The 22,118-nt window shown below is 43.0% G+C and carries 15 protein-coding genes; 2 read left to right on the top strand and 13 right to left on the bottom strand.

Annotation, left to right across the window (positions count from 1 at the left end):
• Positions 1–219: 219 nt before the first annotated feature.
• The 4 genes from AB9H30_RS06145 to kduD all read right to left on the bottom strand — a co-directional run bounded on the left by AB9H30_RS06145 (position 220) and on the right by kduD (position 4,925).
• The gene (locus AB9H30_RS06145) at positions 220–1,173 is read right to left on the bottom strand and encodes a TIM barrel protein (RefSeq protein WP_371193772.1); all 954 of its coding nucleotides are present in this window, start codon (positions 1,171–1,173) and stop codon (positions 220–222) included.
• Positions 1,173–2,903, bottom strand: coding sequence for a GMC oxidoreductase (locus AB9H30_RS06140; protein WP_371193771.1), 1,731 nt, complete (start codon positions 2,901–2,903; stop codon positions 1,173–1,175). Before AB9H30_RS06140 ends, AB9H30_RS06145 begins: the two co-directional genes overlap by 1 nt.
• Positions 2,904–3,273: 370 nt before the next feature.
• Entirely contained in the window at positions 3,274–4,104 is an 831-nt protein-coding gene (gene kduI / locus AB9H30_RS06135; protein WP_371193770.1) for a 5-dehydro-4-deoxy-D-glucuronate isomerase, read from the bottom strand.
• Positions 4,105–4,151: 47 nt separating this feature from the next.
• Positions 4,152–4,925 carry a 2-dehydro-3-deoxy-D-gluconate 5-dehydrogenase KduD gene (kduD, locus tag AB9H30_RS06130; protein ID WP_371193769.1) on the bottom strand — a complete coding sequence of 258 codons (774 nt, stop codon included), beginning with the start codon at positions 4,923–4,925 and terminating at the stop codon, positions 4,152–4,154.
• A 431-nt stretch (positions 4,926–5,356) separates the two neighbouring features.
• Here kduD and AB9H30_RS06125 point away from each other — a divergent pair, with 431 nt between their 5' ends.
• On the top strand, positions 5,357–6,184 hold the full coding sequence (locus AB9H30_RS06125) for a DeoR/GlpR family DNA-binding transcription regulator (protein ID WP_371193768.1): 828 nt from the start codon (positions 5,357–5,359) through the stop codon (positions 6,182–6,184).
• An 86-nt stretch (positions 6,185–6,270) separates the two neighbouring features.
• Here AB9H30_RS06125 and AB9H30_RS06120 read toward each other — a convergent pair whose 3' ends face one another.
• From AB9H30_RS06120 to AB9H30_RS06100, 5 genes are all read right to left on the bottom strand, one after another.
• Positions 6,271–7,671 carry an FGGY-family carbohydrate kinase gene (locus tag AB9H30_RS06120; RefSeq protein ID WP_371193767.1) on the bottom strand — a complete coding sequence of 467 codons (1,401 nt, stop codon included), beginning with the start codon at positions 7,669–7,671 and terminating at the stop codon, positions 6,271–6,273.
• Positions 7,672–7,842: 171 nt separating this feature from the next.
• Positions 7,843–9,516, bottom strand: coding sequence for a cytosine permease (locus tag AB9H30_RS06115; protein WP_371193766.1), 1,674 nt, complete (start codon positions 9,514–9,516; stop codon positions 7,843–7,845).
• Positions 9,517–9,611: 95 nt separating this feature from the next.
• Positions 9,612–10,907: an L-rhamnose catabolism isomerase gene (rhaI, locus tag AB9H30_RS06110; protein ID WP_371193765.1), complete on the bottom strand. Its 1,296-nt coding sequence runs from the start codon at positions 10,905–10,907 to the stop codon at positions 9,612–9,614.
• A 56-nt stretch (positions 10,908–10,963) separates the two neighbouring features.
• Complete coding sequence (locus AB9H30_RS06105) at positions 10,964–13,156, bottom strand: bifunctional rhamnulose-1-phosphate aldolase/short-chain dehydrogenase (protein ID WP_371193764.1); 2,193 nt, start codon at positions 13,154–13,156, stop codon at positions 10,964–10,966.
• Positions 13,157–13,535: 379 nt separating this feature from the next.
• The gene (locus AB9H30_RS06100) at positions 13,536–15,077 is read right to left on the bottom strand and encodes a sialate O-acetylesterase (RefSeq protein WP_371193763.1); all 1,542 of its coding nucleotides are present in this window, start codon (positions 15,075–15,077) and stop codon (positions 13,536–13,538) included.
• 124 nt (positions 15,078–15,201) lie between these two features.
• On the opposite strand from AB9H30_RS06100, the gene AB9H30_RS06095 reads away from it, so the two are divergent.
• Positions 15,202–16,122: a sugar kinase gene (locus tag AB9H30_RS06095; protein ID WP_371193762.1), complete on the top strand. Its 921-nt coding sequence runs from the start codon at positions 15,202–15,204 to the stop codon at positions 16,120–16,122.
• A 154-nt stretch (positions 16,123–16,276) separates the two neighbouring features.
• Here the strand turns inward: AB9H30_RS06095 and AB9H30_RS06090 are convergent, their stop codons facing one another.
• From AB9H30_RS06090 to AB9H30_RS06075, 4 genes are all read right to left on the bottom strand, one after another.
• Complete coding sequence (locus AB9H30_RS06090; RefSeq protein WP_371193761.1) at positions 16,277–19,426, bottom strand: TonB-dependent receptor; 3,150 nt, start codon at positions 19,424–19,426, stop codon at positions 16,277–16,279.
• Between the two features lie 1,134 nt (positions 19,427–20,560).
• Entirely contained in the window at positions 20,561–20,737 is a 177-nt protein-coding gene (locus AB9H30_RS06085) for a hypothetical protein (protein ID WP_371193760.1), read from the bottom strand.
• Positions 20,738–20,919: 182 nt separating this feature from the next.
• Positions 20,920–21,513 carry a hypothetical protein gene (locus AB9H30_RS06080; RefSeq protein WP_371193759.1) on the bottom strand — a complete coding sequence of 198 codons (594 nt, stop codon included), beginning with the start codon at positions 21,511–21,513 and terminating at the stop codon, positions 20,920–20,922.
• The coding region (locus AB9H30_RS06075) for a hypothetical protein (RefSeq protein ID WP_371193758.1) at positions 21,506–22,118 on the bottom strand (613 nt) is incomplete at its 5' end. The genes AB9H30_RS06080 and AB9H30_RS06075, both read right to left, overlap by 8 nt.

Genomic DNA, 22,118 nt, shown 5'->3' with positions numbered 1-22,118 from the left:
ATCATTTTTGTCTAATTCTCAACATTAGTTTATTCACTAATTGCTCCTGCTATATGATCAACTACTGGCCTGTGATTCAAATAATCCATGCTTTGTAATACAGGCGCCAATCCCGGCGTTTTTGACCGATAAAAATCTGACATTTGATTATTTCGGGTCAACTTAAGCATTAATTCAAGAATGCAAGAATGGAAACCATGATGATTTTCAGCAATATTGTTAAAGGCTTTTAACTAATGGTGGAGATAAGTTGATCCGCTTTGCTAGTTTTGCTATGTCAGAGGCTGCTCTTTGTGCGTCTTTATTTTCGGGAAAAAACTCGGCTCCTATGAACCCCGTATATCCGAGCTCTCGCAAACGGATGAGGACCTTTTCGTATGCTACCTCACCAGTACCAGGTTGATTCCGATTAGGCGAGTCTGCAAGTTGAATATACGCGACCTGATCAAATCCATTCTCAAGATTGGTAATCAAATTGCCGTTGGTGCGCTGCATATGAAAAAAATCCCAGTTGATTTTAACGCTGGGAGAGTTTACTTCGCGACAAATACTCAAGGCTGGTTCGTTACCATATATAAAATGCCCTTTGTGCGAAAAAGGATTGTATGGCTCAATGGTGGCAACCATGTTTTCGTCTTCTAATCTTGGGGCGGCTAACTTGAGCATTTTGGTGTAATTTTCGATCATTTGCTCATTACTCAGGCCCTCTATGATTTTATGACCAGTAACGTTAAAATTTGACACGTTAAGAGCTTTGCCAGACGCAATAGCAATATCTAACCATTCCCAAAATTCTTGCGTTTTTGTAAGGTCCGCAAAATTCGGAGGGTTGGGCGAGTAACTGGTAACACGAACTCCCTGCTGTTTTGCTCGAGCAGCTATGGCACCGGGTGTCTTACCGATCTTTGGATTGTTAGGGTTCCATATTTCAACCGCAGAAAATCCCAGCGCCTTGGCGGCGTTAATCCGCTCTAAAAAAGGCATAGGACGAAACCACTGTTCAATATTGCAGGCAAACGAGGACAACCAAAATTTACGCTCTTCTAAGGGCATAAGCGTAGTTGTTGGCTCATCGTTTTTTGCAATCCTCTGGGGGGTGTTGCTTACACATGCGGCCAATCCTGTTGTTGCTCCAAACACTGCAGCAGCGGCGACAAAACGACGACGATCCATTACAGAGTACCCGCTTTTAATAATTTAGCAGCGTAATCCGCCGCTCGTGCAGTAATCGCCATATAGGTGAGCGAAGGGTTTTGGGTTGCTGAAGATGACATTGCCGCACCGTCTGTAACAAATAAATTTGGTACGTCGTGAGCTTGCGACCAAGCGTTTAACACTGATGTTTTTGGATTGCTACCCATGCATGCACCGCCCATTTCGTGAGTTCTAGCGCCCACGCTGATATGAGTACTGCGGCTAACTTTGTTAACTTTGATATTGGTGCAACCGCCCGCATCTAACATTTCTTCAATATCTTTGGCGGCTTGGTCGGTCATATTACGCTCGTTTTCGCCGACCTTCGCATCAATATGCAGTTGCGGCATCCCCCATTTATCGGTTTTAGTGGGATGCAAAGTTGCTCTATTGTTATAATAAGGCAAAATTTCACCATACATAAATGCTCTAATCACCCAATCGCTGGGTTGATTTGCTTGGGCTTTTGTTACGGCTCCAATTCCGGCACGATTGGCTGAATTACCGGTATTTGATCGCTGGGACGCCGAGGTTTGAAAGCCATAACCACGCACAAAATTTACATCAGCGGCTTTTTGCTGGCGGAAATTGGGAATATAAGTACCAATTGGACGGCGTCCAAAACTGTATTTATCGTCAAGCCCTGGTACTGTGGCACTGGCCCTTACTCCGGTGAAATGATCCATTATGTAGCGGCCAAGAGCGTCACTCGAATTGGCAATGCCATTCGGAAAGGTGTCTGACTTAGAATTTAGCATTATTTGCACTGAACCCAGTGCTGAGGCGCACAGAAAAACCACTCTTGCTTTGTACTGGCTCTTCTTTTTCGTGTTGGCATCTATCACAGTAACGCCAGAGGCCTTGCCACTGCTTTGGTCATAGTCAACATGCGAAGCAATAGCATCGGTAACAATGCTTAAGTTACCCGTTGCTTTAGCGGCAGGTAAGGTTGCCGACAGTGAGCTGAAATATGCACCAAAAGTGCAACCACGTTTGCAATATGCTCTTGCTTGGCACTTTCCTCGGCCTAGTGACCTTTGCTCGGGGGTAGGTTCAGTTAGATTTGCCGCGCGCGCAGAAATTAAGCGACGGTCTTTATAACTTTTAGCAATATTGTCTGATACGAATTTCTCTGCGCAACTCATTTCAAAGGCTTTTTGAGAGACGCAGTCAGGTACGCTATCAAGACCGTCTTCATTGCCCGACACACCAATAAAGCGTTCGACGTATTCATACCAAGGAGCCAAATCGTCATATCCAATGGGCCAGGGTACACCGTGCCCATCTTTTGCGTTGGACTCAAAATCTGTGCGTCCCCAACGATAAACTTGGCGAGCCCAAGTGAGCGAACGACCGCCTAGTTGATAACCACGCGTCCACATAAAGGGCTTATCGTCAGGATGTGAATAAGGGTGTTCTTTCTCGTCTGCAAAAAAATGCATGAATTCTGAGCGGTATTTGCCAAATTTTTCTTTAAATAGCTGATAACGGCCCTCCTCATCGTACTTTTCAGTGCCTAAATCTCTATTTTGCAGTTCCCATGGAGCTTGCATATCTTTGTATTCGGGTCCACGATGTTCGATATTACGACCCCGCTCGATAACCAGCGTATTAAAGCCTTTTTCGCAAAATTCTTTTGCTGCCCATCCGCCTGTTATTCCTGACCCTACCACAATCACATCGAAAGCTTGCTTTATGTTTATGCTCATAGCGGGATAAACTCTCTTATTGTTTGATTCAAGCGCAACCATATTATGATTGCTTTTGAATCATAATGACCTTTTATGTAAACAATTGCAACAAAACGACAACACAAAAATCACAGTTTTCATGCGATGCTTTTACTTCGAAACTGGCTAAATTAGTAATATTCCTTGTACAAGTAATATGAAAAGTCTGCGTTCAAGGCACATACTGCAGTCCGCTGGCGTAATCAGAAAAATCGCGGTTATATTTTGTGCGAGTGTTGCTTGAGTAATGTTGTCTTGAAAAAAAGCTGGTGAGGACTGAGACCCGATAGGGTTGAAGCGCACTTCAAGAGGTGAAGTGCACTTATTTCATTAACTAGTTGCGTGTCGCTTATTTTAAATCAGATACTTTGATGTGGTCCATATCATCAAACTCTTGATTTTCGCCGCCCATTGCCCATATGAAGGTATAATTAGTGGTGCCTACACCACTATGGATTGACCACACAGGCGATGCTATTGCTACTTCGCCTGGCAATGATAGCGAGCGAACTTCAGTAGGCTCACCCATTAAATGAAACACCCTTTCTTCAACTGGCAAATCAAAATACATATATATTTCTGTGCGTCTAAAATGCGTATGAGGAGGCTTAGTATTCCAAACGCTGCCGGTCTTCAGTTCAGTGATCCCCATAACCAACTGACAACTGTCGACTATACCGGGGCGGATCGACTGAAAAATTGTCCGCTCGTTTGAGGTCTCTTGCGCGCCTAAATGAATAGTATGCGCTAGGCTTTTAGGTACATGAACGGTTTTGGTCACTCGATGAGCAGGGTATGACACTAGATAGAACTTCGCAGGCATTGATTTATCGTCAGAGCGGAATTCAATGTGTTTACTTTCTTTGGCAATGTACAAGCTGTCTCGATTGGCCATTGCGTAGATTTGTCCGTCAACTGTGATACTGCCGCTGCCGCCGATATTGATGACCCCAGCTTCACGGCGTTGGCAAAAATAATCTGCTGCAAGTTGTTTATGCGTTGGCAGTTCTAGGGCTTGAGATGTTGGTACTATCCCGCCTACCAAGCCTCGATCAACATCGGTATAAGTTAAATTAATGCTGCCGTCTATGAATAGAGGATCGGTAACAAAGGCTTCACGCAACTCGTCGTTGCGCATATTTTTGTAGCTTCTCTTGTCGGCAGAGAACATAAATTTCATGTGACATCCTTAATGGAATTACTAATTAAAAAAACGAGCAACTTTACTTAGCGCGCCATCCAACCACCATCCACTAACATAATATGGCCGTTCACATAGTTTGACGCTGGGCTTGACAAGAACACCGTTGCACCAGCCATGTCCTCAGGCTTACCCCATTCCCCACATGGTATCCTTGCGGTAATACTGGCAAACCTTTCTTCGTCTTTACGTAAATTATATGTATTATCGGTTTCAAAATAACCAGGAGCTATAGCATTTACCTGTATACCAGAGCTTGCCCATTCGTTTGCCAGAGCTTTTGTTAATTGCGCGACTCCGCCCTTACTCGCTGCATAAGCCGGAACAGTAATACCACCAGAAAAACTCAACAACGATGCTATATTAATTATTTTGCCAGAGCCCTGCTTCAACATGTGTTTACCCGCCTCGCGACAAAACTTAAACACACCATTGAGATTAATATTGATTACTTCATTCCAGTCATCGTCTGAAAATTCATGGGCGGGTGAACGCTTGATCGTACCCGCGTTGTTCACAAGAATGTCAATTTTACCGAATTCCGCCATCGCATCCTCAATCACTTTGACAATTTGTTCGCCATCGCTTTGGTCGCATCCTAATGCCAAAAGGGGGATGTTTTTTGCTGTAAGAATATCGATGGTGTTCGAAAGATTATCAAGTTTTGAACCAACCACTACTACCGTGGCTCCAGCCTCTCCCAGCGCAACTGCCATAGCTTGACCCAGTCCTCGAGTTGCGCCTGTAACAATCGCAACTTTTCCATACAAACTAAACTGCTTATTAAGATATTCTTGCATAGTAACTTCCAATTATTTATTTCGATAACAAAAAAGAAAATAGCTGCCTAACTTCGCGCAACTTAATTTTGTTGGCTAAAGTAATAATGATTTTGACGCATTATACTGAGCGCTAAATCTGAAAAAATCGTGCTAATGAATATCCAACAAGTCTACCTTTACCCGCTGTGATTGTAAATGACGCATTTAGCGCAATTATGAGTATTTAAAACGCATTCATTTTTCAATCAATATCGTAAATAAATCATATTTTTCAGAGCAATAATTGAAGTAAATGTTAATAATATGATAACAGCTTTCCAAAAAAAACCCTTCAAAAACAATCCACAAAAATCACTTTTAAACATTTATTATCATTTTTAATCAATTTAAACTAAAATATATTAAAAGTGTACATAGCCGAATTAGCCGACTAGAATAAGGGTTAGAAAATGAGCAACAATGTTAGTAGTATCTCAGAGAAAGGCTTACCAATGTTAGAGAAACATAGGCAACAATTGATTAAAGATATTCTTGATCAACAACAATTTGCGAGTGTACGTAGCTTAACCGAAAAATTGAATACGTCTGAAGCTACTATCAGACGCGACATTACCAAAATGGCAAAACGTAACGAGATCAATAAGATACGTGGTGGTGCCGAATCGATAAACAGCGAGCCAAAAAAGAAGCACATTGCTAGTTCGGCGTTTATGGTTGATAAGACAAAGCGTTCTGAAACCAAAAAGCGAATCGCACAACGCGCGGTAGAGCTTTGTTCAGATGGCGACTCCATCATCATTAATGGCGGTAGCTCAACCTATATGATGGGCCAATTTTTACCTGCATTAGATTTGAATATTTTGACTAATTCATTTGTACTTGCTAATCACATTACTGAAAACAGTGACAATCAAGTCACCCTTCCTGGCGGTGAAATTTATCGTGAACAAGGGATCATCCTTAGCTCATATGACAACGACTGCACCGAATATTACTACGGCAGTATGATGTTTATGGGCACGCCTGGAATTGGCAAGTTTGGTGTAATGGAATCTGATCCACTGTTAATCCGTTCTGAACAAAAGCTCAAAAAACAAGCTGAAAAGCTGGTAATTTTGGCAGACAGTTCGAAGTTTGGTAAACGCAGTAATTTTGTATTTTGCCCACTAAGCGATGTCGATATATTGATCACCGACTCTCAAGCCTCTCTGGAAGACATTCGCTTTTTTGAAGATAAAGGCATAGAAGTTATCGTTGTCGAAGCGCTGGATGAATAAGCTAGCGCTTATTAATGTTATGACTCGGTTAAAAATGCCCCTGACCGTTTGCTAAAGAGACGATGTCAGTTGGGTGCTTGCTTGTGTCATTGTTGCAACAAAGCCAGCCACTGCTGACGATAGGCTTGCAAACTGCGTAAGGCAGACATTTCTGCTGGCTGCAATTCAACATCAACCTTTATTTTTTCCCAATCAGTTAAGTACGCTGCGCCTAGTACGGTGCCTGTTGCATCTCTTGATAACCACACACTCTGCTCAGCTCGAAGCTGATTAAGTACCGCGCATAACAACGGGTTTTTCAAAAATGCCCCTTCAATAATGACCTTACCTTGGGCTTGCAGCATGGTTAACTGATAATCAATCATTAAGGCGCAGTACATGGTGGCTAAAGCAATTCCACTAACTTTTTCTACGGGTCCAACAAATTCTGATCCTCTTCCCCCAAAAGGCCCTGAGCCATCACTAAAATCAGGTAATGCAAAAACTGATTTATCAATAATTGCTTGGAGGTGGCTTTCTTCAAATTGCTCGCCTAACCAAGAGCCTGCTTGTTCGCAGATACTCTCAAATTCGCGCCCCCCCATAAATCTTGCACATGCAATAGGTGTTCCTAATGCATCCACATTAGCTAGCATATCTCTTTTAGGGTCCAGAGTAGATAAGGGTACTTGAGAAGCCATTAGAATGGTCCAAGTGCCTGTAGACACTACTGTGAATGGCAAACTGTCTTGAGCCAATCGATACCGTAGAAAGCTCGCGTTACTGTCGTGCAGACCACTGTAAAATTCACAGCTTGAATCTAGTCCTAAATCGGCACTTAATTCTGGATGTAGCTTGCCGCAACTAAACCATGCCGGCTGTATGGGTGGGAACAAGTGTTGACAATTAAGTTCTGCAACTAATGCAGAGTAAGTCTGATCTCTAATTGACCATAAGTCGGTGTGGCAACCTAAAGACGTAATTTCAGACACACGTTTACCGGTAAAGCGCCAGGCCCAATACTGAGGATACATCAATACATCTGTTGCTTGACTAAACTGGGCAGGAAACGTCTTCTTTAACCAGTAAAGTTGCCTTCCTAAATTAAGCCCCGCTGGTAAACTTGGTGAACATGAATCGACGAACTCAGGGCGAATGTATTCATATTCAGGTGTATCACTAAACGTTGGGGCGAATTCATAGTCTAGAACCGGTAGCACCAAACCATCTTTTAATGAGGAGTCTCTATCAATCAATGCGGCTGTTGCGCCGTGAGTAGTAATGGTAATACGTGACACCAAAAACCGCCGAGACACTTCTTTGATAGTATTGAGCATCCAATCCCAAATTTTCGCCACGTCGGCGCTTGGATAAATACTGCTAACATCAACCGAATTACTCATCTGTTTTGAAAATGCGGAGTCAAACTGCCGATCAAGCACGTGTAACTTAACGTGAGTCTTACCAATATCAATGATGAGTGTATGCGGAGCTTTGTCAGTTGTCATAGTGATGATTAATTTATGTTGATATAAAGCGTTACACGGCGATAGGCTTAGACTATAAAGCCTGAGAATAAAATGTAGGCTAGACTCGCAATAAACGATGTCTAGCTTATGTAAACCAAGTTCTTAATAAAGGCGATGATAACAGGCAATGAAAAGTCTGTATCAGATGCCTTAAGCCTCTTCAACACTGCCATCAGACACCGCCAGATAAGCGTAAGTTGCGGTAACAAAATACACTAAGGTCGGCACAATAAGCCATGTCGTAATCGTTTGCATATCATTATTCATATATGCGGCTACTCCCATATAAGCGCAATATAACAGGGCTCCCCACGACACATACTTAGCAATATTTGCGAGCAATGGTACATCTTTATTATGAGTGGCATCGCTAGTTGCAGAGCTTTGCAGATACTGCGCCTCAGCCGCTTTTCGGTCGGCTTCAGTTTGTTCGGCTGCACCAGCCTCAGGGTAAGTATCTTTTGCTCCCATCGCAGATGCAAGCGCGATGTACAGGACAGTAGAGAAAATCCAAAGCGGTATTAGAATAAAAAACAGGTGTAACAAGCCCATTTGCTCTACTGCAATCCCCACAGCCATGCCGACTATCCAAGTGATAAACGCCGCCATATTAGTCGTGTTTCCTTTGTAGGATGACCAATACCGTGTTAAGCCAATTTTAGGGAATATCCAATGCTCGGTAACAATAATTGCTCCTACCGGCGCTAATAATAGGCCCATGTAACCTACAAACCCAAGCAAGCCAGAAAACACAAATGGCGAACACGCAATTATCGTGGTGATGACCCCAACGACAATCGTTACGCGGGTTCTACCCCATGAATGGTTTAATGAACTGAAGGCTAAACCGGCACGATAAATGGTAGGATTAGAGGTTGTCCAACCAGCGATAATAACTGCAAGAATGCCCGAGGCACCTAAGGCCGTGAAAGCAACGGAGCCTGGATCGATTGCAGTAATGCTTGTTTTCAATACAATCGCTGCTCCGGCGCCCATGATACCCGCACATATCCACGCCATATAATGTCCTATGAACATTCCGAGTGCCGAGAAGTATCCGTATTTAGGGCTTTTCGCAAAACGAAGCAGGGTCATATCTCCGAGACTACCGTGCATAGCTAAATTTGCCACCCATGCGAAGGCAACAACATGCCATATACCTATTTCGCCCTCTGTATCTCTCCAAATTGACTCACTGGCAACGGTTAAAAAATCACTAAAACTGCTGATGCTATCGACGCCTGCCGTAGCAGCTATCGTCGTGGGCATCATGACTAGGGCACCAACCACAAACATTAGGATCATCCATGGTGCACATACCTCTGCAAATGCCGCGAGTTTTTTGAAACCTTTAACCGCCATGTATACAACCACTGCGCCTACTCCCAGCACCACTAGCACAAAGCGATAATCTGATGGTAGGTAACCCACTTGGTCTTCTATTCCAAAGAGTATTCTTACTGCAGAGGCTGAAACAGTTATCATTGCCCCTGCTAAGACGCAGAACAAAGCTCCATTGACCACACTATAAAGCTTGATTGTGCCGGGCCCGGCGATTTTTTCTAGATAAGCGTAAAGGGTTAAGCGGGTATCGGTGGCAATGGGGGCTGTGATAAGGCCCCACGTGAGCACTGCCAACAAATTACCGAATAACAAACCAACCAAGATATCAACCGCTCCTACCCCCCAAGATACAAACAAAGCGCCAATCACAAACTCAGTTCCCGCAACGTGCTCGCCAGAGTAGCTAGCTGCAAAGGGCCTTGGTCCCTGCAACTTGTCGGGTGAGACCGGTCGTGTTTCAAACTCTTGGACTGTAGACATATTGTTCTCCGAATTTGCTAATGCCAGTGGCTTGTCTTGCTCGCTGGATTAACTTTTATTGTTGTTATGTATTCGATACTTCGTGGCGCTTTTGGCTAGACTATCCCTGAGCCGTTACCACCGCTATTTGGACGAACTTTTGCAACCGCTTGGCGATAGCCGGACGCGCGATAAGTCGCAATCGGATCAATTGCTCCACCCTTGCGTAAACGCGCCATTTGCAAAATAGGCGATACGTCAGTAGTAAAGGCATCTTTAAGCGTATTACTTGCCATAATTGCGTCATTATTTGCTTGATACTGACTGAGTAAGCTGCGGTCAACAATTAATGCTGAAACATAAGAACGCTGAACGCTTGCCGCCGAATTCATTAAACTTTCGATTGGGTCGGTTACATTATGCGATTGGTCGAGCATGTAGTTTGGATTGAAAGCATCTTGCTTGCGATACTCAGCATCTACCAATTCATTGAAAATCAGGAACTGTTGATATGGATGCAAGCTTCCGCTGTCTAAATCATCATCGCCGTATTTTGAATCGTTAAAATGAAACCCACCTAACTTTTTAAACTGAATCAAGCGCGACACAATCATCTCGATGTTTACGTTAGGCGCATGATGGCCTAAATCGACTAAAGACTTGGCCTGTGGGCCCAGCTCCATAGCCGCTAAAATATTACTTCCCCAGTCTTGAATGATCGTGGAGTAAAATGCAGGCTCAAACATTTTATGTTCAATGTGCAATTCCCAATCGCTCGGCAATCCAGCATAGATCTCTTTCATGCTCTCAAGGTAACGCTCAAACGCGTGTTGAAAATGCTGCTGCCCTGGATGGTTAGAGCCATCGCCTACCCAAACGGTGAGGGTTTTCGAACCTAAAGCTTGGCCCCATTTAATACAATCTAGATTGTGAGCAATGGCTAAATCTCTGCTCGCCTTACTTGTGTTGCTCAAGCTTCCGTATTTAAAACTATGCTCCTGACCGGGTTGATCTTGAAAGGTATTTGAGTTTATCGAATCCCACTTCAAACCTAAGGCGTCGGAGGCCTCTTTTAATTCACTAAAATCATCTACTTTATCCCAAGGAAAATGCGGAGAGACACGTTCAGTCGCTTGCGATAAATCATTAATAACTGCGCTGTCTTCAAGCTTTTCATAAATATTACGTGGTTCACCCTCGCCAGGAAAACGCGCAAAACGCGTACCACCGGTTCCAGTACCCCAAGACGGGACAGCAATTTGGAATGTTTCTGCTTTGGCCGTAATTTCGTCAATATTGATATTGTCACGCGCCAACTTGTTGCCCAAGGCTTCATAGTCTTCTTTGACATAAGCTTCTGTCTTTGCATTCTGCTCTGCTATCAGCGCCTTATCGATACGTTGCTGTGTCATACTTAAATTCCTATCTATATTTTATTAATTTTTACGTTGACGAATTTTGCCTAGTGCTAACGCAAGAATGCTTCGTGTAAGCCGCCATCCACGCTTATGATTTGTCCGGTGGTTTTGCTCAACTGACCCGACACCATCAAATAAGCTGCCTCTGCTTGATCGGCGGGTGTTATAGGTTGCTTAGTAAGCGTGCGCTGCGCATAAAACATGGCTAATTTGTCGCGTAACTCTTCATCTGAGTCATTGCTTGAGTGCTCAACATTATATTTAGATAAAGATGCAATCACGCGCTCACGCGGAAACATTGTGCTGCCTTTTACGACGGTTGCTGGCGCCAAGCCATTAACGTTTACTAAAGGCGCTAGCTCTACTGCTAACTCTCTCACTAAGTGGTTAGCGGCTGCCTTGGATGTGTCGTATGCCAATGAGCCCTTTTTAGATACCGCAGCATTAACGCTTGTGGTCAATACCATAGCGCCTTGCAGTTTTTGGGCCTGCCAAATTTTATTGGCTTCTGTTGCAACGATGTAACCACCTTTAACGTTGACCGCAAAGCTCATGTCAAACTGCTCATCATCGCTCATGCCAGATTGTCCTGGTGCTAAAAATACGCCTGCGGTAATGATGACTTTATCGATGCCACCATAAGCCATAATGACTTGCTCAAACATCGCCTGAACACTAGCGCGCTCCGTGATGTTAACTGCCTGCGCAATTGCAGGGCCGCAGCCCGATATACCGGTGCCCGCTACACCAATACCCTGACCATATATTGCGGTTAATTCCTCAGCGGTCTTTTGCGCCGCCTCGTAACGTAAGTCTGCGCATACAACATGTGCGCCTTCTTTGGCAACGCGGAACGCAGTTTCTTTACCAATGCCGTCACCAGCACCAATCACTACCACAACATCACGAGCTAGGGGCGCCTCTTTTGGCATACGCTGAAGCTTCGCCTCTTCCAAGGCCCAATATTCAATATCAAATGCTTCTTGTTGCGGTAATGCGGTGTACTCACTAATGGCTTCGGCGCCACGCATGACCTCAATGGCGCAGTTATAAAATTCAGTAGTCACCCTAGACTCTGATTTATTTTTACCCCAACCAATTATCCCAACACCCGGTATCAAGATAACCGTTGGGCTAGGATCACGCATAGCAGGAGAGTCATCTCGTTTGCAGGCCTCATAGTACTGAGCATATTCAATGCGATACTGCTCTATACCCGCGTTAAGCTTTTCAACTAAGGCGTCAAAGTCGTCCGTTTCTGGATTGAAATCCACATACAGAGGCTGAATTTTCGTGCGTAAAAAATGATCCGGGCATGATGTGCCAAGCTTTGCTAAACGAGGCGCATCGACACTGTTAACAAATCTTAAGGCAACTTCATCACATTGCACCGTCGCAATAAATTTAACTTTATTTGAAATAATGCCTCTTGCTACCGGCAAAAATTTGGTCAATAAACTATGACGTTCTTCATACGACAAACTTCTTACTTTTGCACCGCCAAAGGTCTGCTCACCTTTGTCGTGCGCTTCTATATAACGAGCCGCAGTCTCAATGACCCACAAAGAAGTCTCATAGCAACTTTTGCTTTCTGACTCCCAATTAGTGTGGCCATGCTGACCAAGTAAAATACCTATGCTGTCTGGTTTCTCGGCATATGCTTGCTCACATACTATTGCCGCTTCCCAACCAGGGCGCATCCAAGGCACGTATGCCATTTTACCGCCCCATACTTTTTCGGTAAGTGCTTCTTGGTCTTTACAAGAGGCTATTGCAATAACCGCATTTGGATGCAAATGATCAACATGCTTTTCGGCAATCATTGAGTGTAAAGGGGTATCTATAGAAGAGGCGCGAGGGTTTAAACAAAAGTTACAGTGTTTATACATGCCTATCATGGCATCTTCGCCTGGAGACTTATAACCTTTATCGTCGCGAGCTTGATACGTAGCGTCCAAAGCGGTTAATTTGCCCTGATACAGCGAGGAAAAATTCTCTAGCTTCGCGGTGCGCAGATCACCGCCAGAGCCTTTTACCCAAAGCACTTCGACTTGCTCGCCGGTAAGAGGGTCAGTCTCAATGAGTTTTGCTGAGGTGTTACCGCCGCCAGTATTAGTGATTCTCTGGTCTGCACCCAAAATATTAGAACGGTATACTAAGCTCTCTACTTCGCTTAGATTTTCGGCGTAAGCGTCATCCCAATCGTAATTAACATGTTTAAAGTCTTCTTTTTTTTTCGACATCTGTCGCGTCTCTCCAATGTATCGATACACGGTCATTTACATTTGTAACGCCATATTAACGCCTAAGCGAACACAGTCAAGCATTTTAAATCAATTTCAATCACCAACATAGTGCTTTAGCTTGCGTTATTAGCTTGTGTAACCAACTTCAGTTAGATATTAAAATTCTATTTATCACATTGAATTTGTTGAATTTAGTTAATTTAAAACGCAAATTTAATTAATCATTTTGAATATAAAATCAAGCTACGATTAAATTAACATTTCATTTACATATAACGGAATAGTGGTGTATGAATATAACGATTGCACATTTTTAAAGCACCTTTGTGCCGCTCGTATTAATCTGTAAGCAATAACTACTTATCTATCATTAAGCTTATTTGGCAGTGTCCGGTAAATTTGCGATATCCCAATTGTCTGTTCTGAAACTGCGAGCGGGTAAACCAGCTTGATTGACCAAGTTTGGATTGGCCAACTCATGCCATGCAAAACGCACAGCCACTGGTAAACTCACGTCGGGGCTGCTTAGTTTTACTTTTCCATCAACAAGTACTGCCCTTGCTCGATAAAAAACTTGGTCTTCACCTGCTATTTCAAAACAAGATAAGGCTCCTCCATCTTTGGATTGAAGCCCATTGTCATACATAAACTGTAAATATACCTTGTCTTTAATTATTTGAAAGTCTTGTAACTGGGGGGAGTCAGCCAATATATCTCTATGATACGTATCCCGCAGCGCTAGCTTAGCTAAGCGATCTCCTACTACCTGTTTGTTTCTAGGATGAATGTCGCTTTCGTCACCATTGTCAGTGATCACTACCATAGCCGTATTTGGTAAATCTAACGCACTGGCCTGCCCATCTCTTAATAAAGGCAGTAAATAAGGCGTATCTACTTTGCGTGAGGGGTTTTTTGAGTAGCCGTAAGGAGCTAATTGCACAAAATAAAACGGCAGTTTTGCCGCAGGGTCCTTAAAATCTTGTGTCCATCTTTCTCGCCAAGTCTTAATTAAGCTTTTGAATTTAGCCGCGTAGTGCATCCCGTCAAATAGATTGCTTTCGCCTTGGTACCAAATAAAGCCTTTTAGTGTGTAAGGCACTACTGGATGAATCATCCCGTTATATAAAAAGCTAGGCGCTCGCCTAAGGTTATTCTGTAGCTCGTTTTTACTGGCTCCTTGCGCAAGCAATACCTTATGTCTATCTAAGACTTTTTCAATGTTGGCATTAGTATCTCGAATTTGCTGTTGATTGGACTCAAAGGCGCTCAGTGGTCTCCAAGGATTGATGCGAGTGCCGCCAAAAGACGAGTGAATGATACCAACTGGCACGTCTAAATCACTATTTAAGGTCGCAGCAAAATGAAAGGCCACTGCAGAAAAATTCGTAACCAACGTTTTATTACACGGCTGCCAAAACCCATCCATAGCATCGCTTTGCTTTACTTGGGGGTTGCGCGCAACGTTAAGTAATCGAATGTTTGTACAATCGAGATTCGCCAATGTCGCTTCAAATTCATTAGTTTTGGAAAGCGGCCATTCCATATTAGATTGACCCGATGCCAGCCAAACTTCACCCATTAGCACATTATTTAACATTATGTGGTTAGCACTCGAAATAGAAACCGAATGCGCAACCTTGTCGGCTTTCGGTGTGCTTAGCCTTAGCAACCATTTACCGTCTGACTTAACTAATGTGCGGCTTACCGCCCCCCAAGAGCCTTTTACAGTGACTGTTGCTCCTTGCTCACCAAACCCATAAATCGCTACTTCAGTGCCCTGTTGTAAGACCATATTATCGGTAAAAGGTGAGCCAAGCTCGATTAAGCCAAGTTGCTCGTGCAGTTTGATATTGCCCGATGGTAAAGAAGAACACGCACCGACAAATAGGCAAACGATGCAGACAATCAACAATTTCATTTTTATGCTCACTATAAATCACCTATATTTAATCAAACTTTGCATAATCGCTCATCTCATCTTACCAAATATAAATACGGCATGGTAAACTATTGTGAAATCAAAACAGACATAGGGTAACAAAATGAAGCTCGGCGCAATCGGCGAGTGTATGCTCGAAATTTCTCACGAAAACAAGTTAGACTTTTCCCAAGCATCATTGAAATTTGGCGGGGATACTTTAAATACCGTCTTATATGCGTCTCGCTTGGGCGTTGAGAGCTATTTTTTTTCTGCACTGGGTGATGATCACTACAGTAATTGGTTGTTGATGGAATGGAGTAGCGCAGGCATACAAACTGAATATGTTTTGCAATTAGCCAATAAGCTCCCCGGCATTTATGCTATTGAAGTTGACAATCATGGCGAGCGTAGCTTTCACTACTGGCGTCAGCAAAGCGCATTTAAAGACTACCTGAACGCGCTCGATACCGATAAGTTTATGCGGCAATTACGCGAGCTCGATTTTATTTATTTGTCGGGGATCACTCTATCGGTCTTTGATGATCATCAACGAGAGGTGCTTTGCAACTGTCTCGAAAAGCTTTCAAAGCTTGGGAAAACTATTATTTATGACGGTAACTACCGTCCACGGAATTGGACCAACACGCAAATGGCGATTCACTGGAACACCCGTATTCTGAAATATGTATCGTGGTACTTACCAACCTTTGATGACGAAGTAATGATGCATGGCTTTGAAGATTTAGACGCACTATTTGACTATTACAAGGACTTCAATATTGCCGAATTGGTGGTGAAAAATGGAGAGAGTGGCTGTTGGGTAATCTCTGCAGAAGAAAAAACCTTAGTTGCTGTTGAACAAGCAATTAAGCCCGTCGATACCACCGCAGCAGGCGATTCGTTTAACGCAGGTTATATTGCTGGCCGCCTAAATGGAAAAAGTGCGTCTGAGGCAGCTTTAGTTGGTCATAAGGTTGCAGCGCAGGTAATACAGTATAGAGGTGCTATTGTTGACAAGAATAAATTTGTAAACCCGCTCTAAGATTCGAAGATGGTTTCAACGCTTCATCATCGTAAACTATCATGGTCACTTAATGCTGCATAGCGCAAACAAAAAGCCCGTCTTCATTTAAGACGGGCTTTTCAATTAACATACTATTGCCATTGAGCTTCTAGTATATGGATATCACTTAAGATTAAAAGCGATAGTTTACAGCAACTTGATAGATTCGACCTGTGTAAGTAATTCTACTAACCGCTCTCTCATCAGTCCCTAAGAACTCTTGACCAATTTCATCAGTAAGGTTAAAGGCACGTAAAAAGAGCTTGGTTTTTCTATTTAGTGCATACGAGCCAACAAAATCTAATCTACCTTGAGCAAGACGTGTTCGAGCATTGGTGCCCAAGAATGAATTAGCTCCGCGCAAAGTTTGATCGTCTCTCCAGTTATAGGCAAGACGCAAACTAACCTTTTTGTTTTCCCAGTAACCGATAATATTAAAAGATTCCGGAGATACGCGCTGAAGTTCAACTTCACTGCCTGATTGCTCTATTTTAGTGTAGTTAAATACTCCACCAAAACCACTCCAAGGATAGGGTAGGAAGTCGAGTTTTTGCTGAATAGCTAACTCGTAACCTTCTACTGTTATCTCATCGTCAATGTTGATTGGCGCGGTAATTTCTACATCACGAAATATCTCATTGCCGTCATCATCAATAGTGGCTGTCAGTTGTTGACACCCCACTAAGATACCCTGCTCATCGGTAATCCGCTCAACCGGTCCGATAAGCGCATCAACAATCGCATTTGAGCTATTTTCTGGGCAAAAGCCAGATTCTTGGTCAAACAAATTGCTGATATCTTTTTTGAAGAAACCGATTGAAATAGCACTTCCACTGCGGTTGTACCATTCCAAAGAAATATCATAGTTAGTCGCCTCATAGGGTTCTACCGTTGCCGTAGGCAATGTAATCCTAACACTATCAGAACCGCCACGGACAGCTGCTGTTGGACGCTGTGCTAATAAATTTGGTCTAACGATGCCTTCATAATAGGCTGCTCTAAGCACTACGTCTTCGTGCAGTTCGAAGGCAACGTTCATCATTGGTAACGTATGATTGTAATCGTCTTTAAAGTTAGTAAAAACTGCAATACCATTGCGGCCCTGAGCATCGACCTGAGTTTCGAATCCATTGAAGGAGTTGTCAGTTTGAATATGCCTAACTCCAATATTACCTGTGTATTCAACCGCTCCTAACCGCCCAGAGAAGTTACTCATCAAATAAACCGCCAAAATATCCTGCTCAGCGTCGAAGTTAAATCCGATATTGGTAGGCAAGCCTGAGTTTCGGTCCAGAGTGTCCCAAAACCCTGTGCGGTTTCGAGTCAGTAAATCTGGAACCGATGCAATGTTTCCGGTACCAATTACCAGCTCAGACGCATCATTGGTAATCCCTTCTTGTAAAGCTGCAATAGTCGCATCATTGTCGAAAGTCAGCCATCCACTGGTATTGTCAAAGGTACCTGGAATATTGCCGTTGAAATAATCGCTTTGAGTAGACGACAGAACATTAGAAGTAAGAAAATCACTAGACACGTTACCCACATTGATACCCGCAGGGCCTTGACGTTGGTCCAGACTTTCTAAGCTCTCTCTTGAAAAATGCGCACCAAACTTTACCGTATCGAAGCGAAGTACGTCGCCCAAACCAAAATCTGTATAGCGTTGAGCGTTAAATTCGGCGCTACTCATGTCTCGCGTTAAGTCCTGCACCCGACCATTAATACCAAAGTTAAGCCGGCGCCCCTGATTGGCGTCTGATACTGACGAAATTGAAGCACCAACTAAAGTGGGTACTGACCATACCAAATTGTCGTAAACATATGGTTGATCAAACCCGCCTGACACCACAATTTGATCTAAGTCTCCACCCCCAGAACTAATACTGCCGTTAAAACCAGTTGGGATACTAGGAACCGAGCGGCGGCCTTCACTGTCAGTAAAATTGAATCGATTTCTCCAATCTTGGTTGTGAACAAAGTTAATACCTACATTTTCAAAATTATTTTCAGCTTCAGAGTGTGTAATTAAGCCATCAATCAACCAATCTTCTTTAGCATAATCGGCATACAATATAACGCCTCCTGTACTTTCCTTGAAGGTCGTTTTTCGGTTTTCAGTTTGAAGGCTGCCGTTGACGTAGTCATAGCTTGAAACGCCAAAGATTTGCCCAGCATCAGGCGCATCAGAAATCCGATCGTAAGCAAACGGCGCTGAATCTAGATCGAGTGTTACACGGCCATCAAAGTTATCTCTGTCTCGACGGTTAGTATTGAAACCAGGGCTGAATGTCGTGGCTTCTTTTGTGCCATCATCTAAATTACGCTCTGAAAAGAGTATATGGGCGCCCAATTTGAAATCATCAGTAACACGATACTCAATATTCCCGGTTAATGAAATTCTGTCACCGTCACTGAATTCAGTAACGTTTCGACCCCTCGCTGGTGCCCTTAACTGAGCATCATCTGGAATACCCCAACGTTCTCTGTATTCTGCGACATTTGTCGCTCTAACATCGGCACCGTCATCATCTACAGATGTGTAATCAATAATATCAAAGGTATCACGCCTAAAGGTCTGACCCGAAGCTCCAACTTTAAAGGCAACTGCAAGCTTATCTTCAATGATGTGCTTAACACCAGACAAACGGATATTTGGGTCGGTTTCACCTGTTAATTCTTCATAGCGCCCACCAACACTTAAGTTCAAGCTCCCGTCAGCCTTTGATAAGGCTTGTTGAAGCTTTTTATCTACGATCCCAGCTACGCCGCCTTCTTGTAAATCTGCAGTTGGACTTTTGACTACGGTTACGCCGTCAAAAACACTTGGCTCGAATGCTGCAAAAGGATTGGGAGAACCGACAGCACTGAGGCTGCGCGAAGGCGAAGGAGAAGCAAAAGATTGGCCAAACGCTGTGGTTTTTACAAACCCGTCGCCCAGACCACGCAAGCTTATTGAATTCTGCCGACCTTCGTCGTCGTTGTTTAATTGTACACCTGGAATGGCTTGAAGTGCTTCACCTAAATCTAGTGCAGGCAGGGCATCAATATCGTTAGCCGAAATTGCGTCTACAATTGATGCAGCGTTTCGCTTTACGTTCAATGCGTTTTCTAACGAGCTTCTAACGCCCGTTACTTCTATAATTTCTGTTGTTGCTTCATTTTCAACTGCGCTATTCACTTCTTGTGCAATCAATGTGGGCGAGCTAATTGTTAACAATATTGCAGCAGTAGCAGCGGGAATACCATTTTGAGCAAATCGTCTGCTGTTGTGTGTATGAGCCATACTTCCTCCGAGTGTGTTTAGTGCTTTAAACGTCTTTTGTTGTCGACTTAACAAGCGTTTTTAATTTATTTAATAATGTTACTGAGTTTAGTTTTTTGATTGAGTCGCTTACCAATTCAATTCAATCCAATTCAATCTAATCCAATCAGATAAAGTCACAAACTATCATAATATGCCATCAAATGTGAATTAATTATTAATTATTTATTTATTTTTCGTATATTGATCGTGGCAAATACTATTGTTTTTTTGATTGAGAGAATTTAAGGTTAGAGCTCCAAGTGCATCATTACATGGGCTTTCATCTAATTTTGAACGATGTAAAAGTAAGATCTACATGTGTAAAAAAAGTTATTATTTATTATTATAAAAAATAGCCTTGTTAATAGTTTGTGTATAATAAACTCGTGTTCTTTGGAATTTATGAACAAGATTGAAAGGCAAAAGCAGCAGAGTAATTTTTAATGGGGCACGACGCAAAAAGCAGGCTTTATGCGACATTAGTCGACTTCAACAATCAGACGTAAAAATTATATTAGCTAATAAACCTGAACTCTGGATAATAATTATTCTTAAGAGCTATATCGCTCTGCGTCTATTTTTATATTGGCATAAACAATAAGGGTGGTTGTGAATAACACGATTGCTATTTTCAGCGTTACCTGGAGTCACAATTATTTACATAATCAGTATGATATTTAAAACATCGCTTCATTTTCAGCTTTTATCCAGATGAAACTTCGCTCGTGATGACCCATTAAACGAAGTCAGCTGGTACGTACAAAACCGTAAATATTATTGCGCTAATAATCTTAGAAAAATAAAAAACACTCGGCTTTTGAAAGCATCTTAGTGAATTTTGTCCTTATTCTTAAACTTAGAATAATCATAATCAGTCTTTTTCTTTCAACACTAGAATGTGGCTCACTGGCAATCACACTTTTGATATACCGATTTACCGCCCAACAGCTTCCAGTGAAGCCGTAACTATCTACCAGCTTTTGATGGATAGTGCTGCCTTGCACGCCGCTTTCAATCCACTTTTTGACCTTCTCAGCATGAGGGAGCACACAAGACACGCTTGATGATGACTTGTGCACAGTAACATTCAGTACGGTTGCCAATTGGGCGTTGTCAGGTAGGGGGGTTGAGTTTATCTAGCCAGCCATGCTCAAGTGCGGTATCCCTTAACTTCTGCGCCTTTTTGCGCCCCATTAGCCCGCTTTGAGCAATAGCGCGATTAGATTCACCCATTCGCATCCGAACGAGTATTTGTCGATATTCGTACATTTCAAACCTCTTGTTTGCCATGCGCATCTCCTTGTCTAAAAAGTAGACATCAAGATACGCTATTTACAATGAAGTTTGAGAGGGAAAAGGATGGCTAAAGTGGCTCCATTAGCTGCAAATCAGGTGGTGCCATTAGGTGCAAATTAGATGGTGCCATTACGCCGCAAGTCGAATGGCCCCATAGCGGTGCAAATTAACACGCCCTACCTACTATCATAAGCCGCAATAACTGACTCACAAAAAGCCCTGCCCGCGCTCGACAAAAAGTAATGGTTGCTGCTGGTTTCAAACGCAAAGCCCCTATTAGCCAAATATTCAATCGCTTTAAACCAATTTGGTATTTTCAGCGCCTTACATATTGCGCTGTATTCATCGTTCTTAGCAATCTCTTCAATGTCTTTGTCGTTAAAGCCAAGTGAGTCAACGGTAAGGTTATCTATGCTGCGGCCCGACATCTCAAAATGCCGTGCTAGCACAAGTACAATGGATTGTGTTTTAAGCGCATGCTCATCAGCCTCGTCCTCATCATTGTCTGATGCACTGCTAATGAAAAAGAATTCACCCTGAGCGTTATGCTCTAATTGCTTACCAATAAGGCGGTACAATAAAGAAAACTCATCAACATACCTGAACAAATAGGTATAGTCTTTATCTTCAAAACTGCTCGACTTAAGCTTATCGTAACCGAGTTTGGGAATGACTTTTCCTTGCGTAAAGCGCTGATAGATGCGAGCGCTAATATGCTGATTTAAATGCCCAAAGCTTAGCTCTGAGGCTGCTGAAATTTGGTCAGTCATGCTTTTTGCCCTCGCTTATTATCGTTTCTGATTCACTTGCTTGCGTCTGCACGTCACAGCGAATTCTTCGATACTGATATACCTCGTCGTTGTGCTCTGCCGAGGCAAAATGATTAGTGTGTTTTAGATGCACTGCTGTTGGCTTGTTAGCAAAAAACTGAACGCCGGAGATGAGATCAAATAGGCGATAGCCTGGGAAGTCATCTTTTAAACGCTGGTGCAATATCTTGGTTAAATCGCTAGTGTTACGCAGCGTAATGGTAGATAAAACGTTCTGTAGCGCATAAAAACGCTGAATACGCAGTTCAGAGGCTTCATCATGGCTACCTTGCGCCATGACTGCACTCAAATCGCCGAGCACGTCAATATCTTTTATCCGAGCCTCTAGCTCGTTAAATAGGTTTTTAAAATACGCTGGAGAGTCGTTAAATGCATAGCCTATTGGCCGGCTGAACGCTTTTATGCTCGGTGAAAAGTCAGGCAATACTATTGCTTCGTTACTCAAGAGCTTTTTATTCAAGTTATGACTTTGTGTCTTTTGTAAGCCAACCATAGTTCGATTTTGGTAAAAGTGCTCAATGGCGTTAAAACGTTTAATGCTGTCG

It is taken from the genome of Glaciecola sp. SC05, assembly GCF_041380235.1.
Lineage (GTDB): Bacteria > Pseudomonadota > Gammaproteobacteria > Enterobacterales > Alteromonadaceae > Glaciecola.
This window is presented reverse-complemented; position numbering and strand designations above follow the sequence as displayed.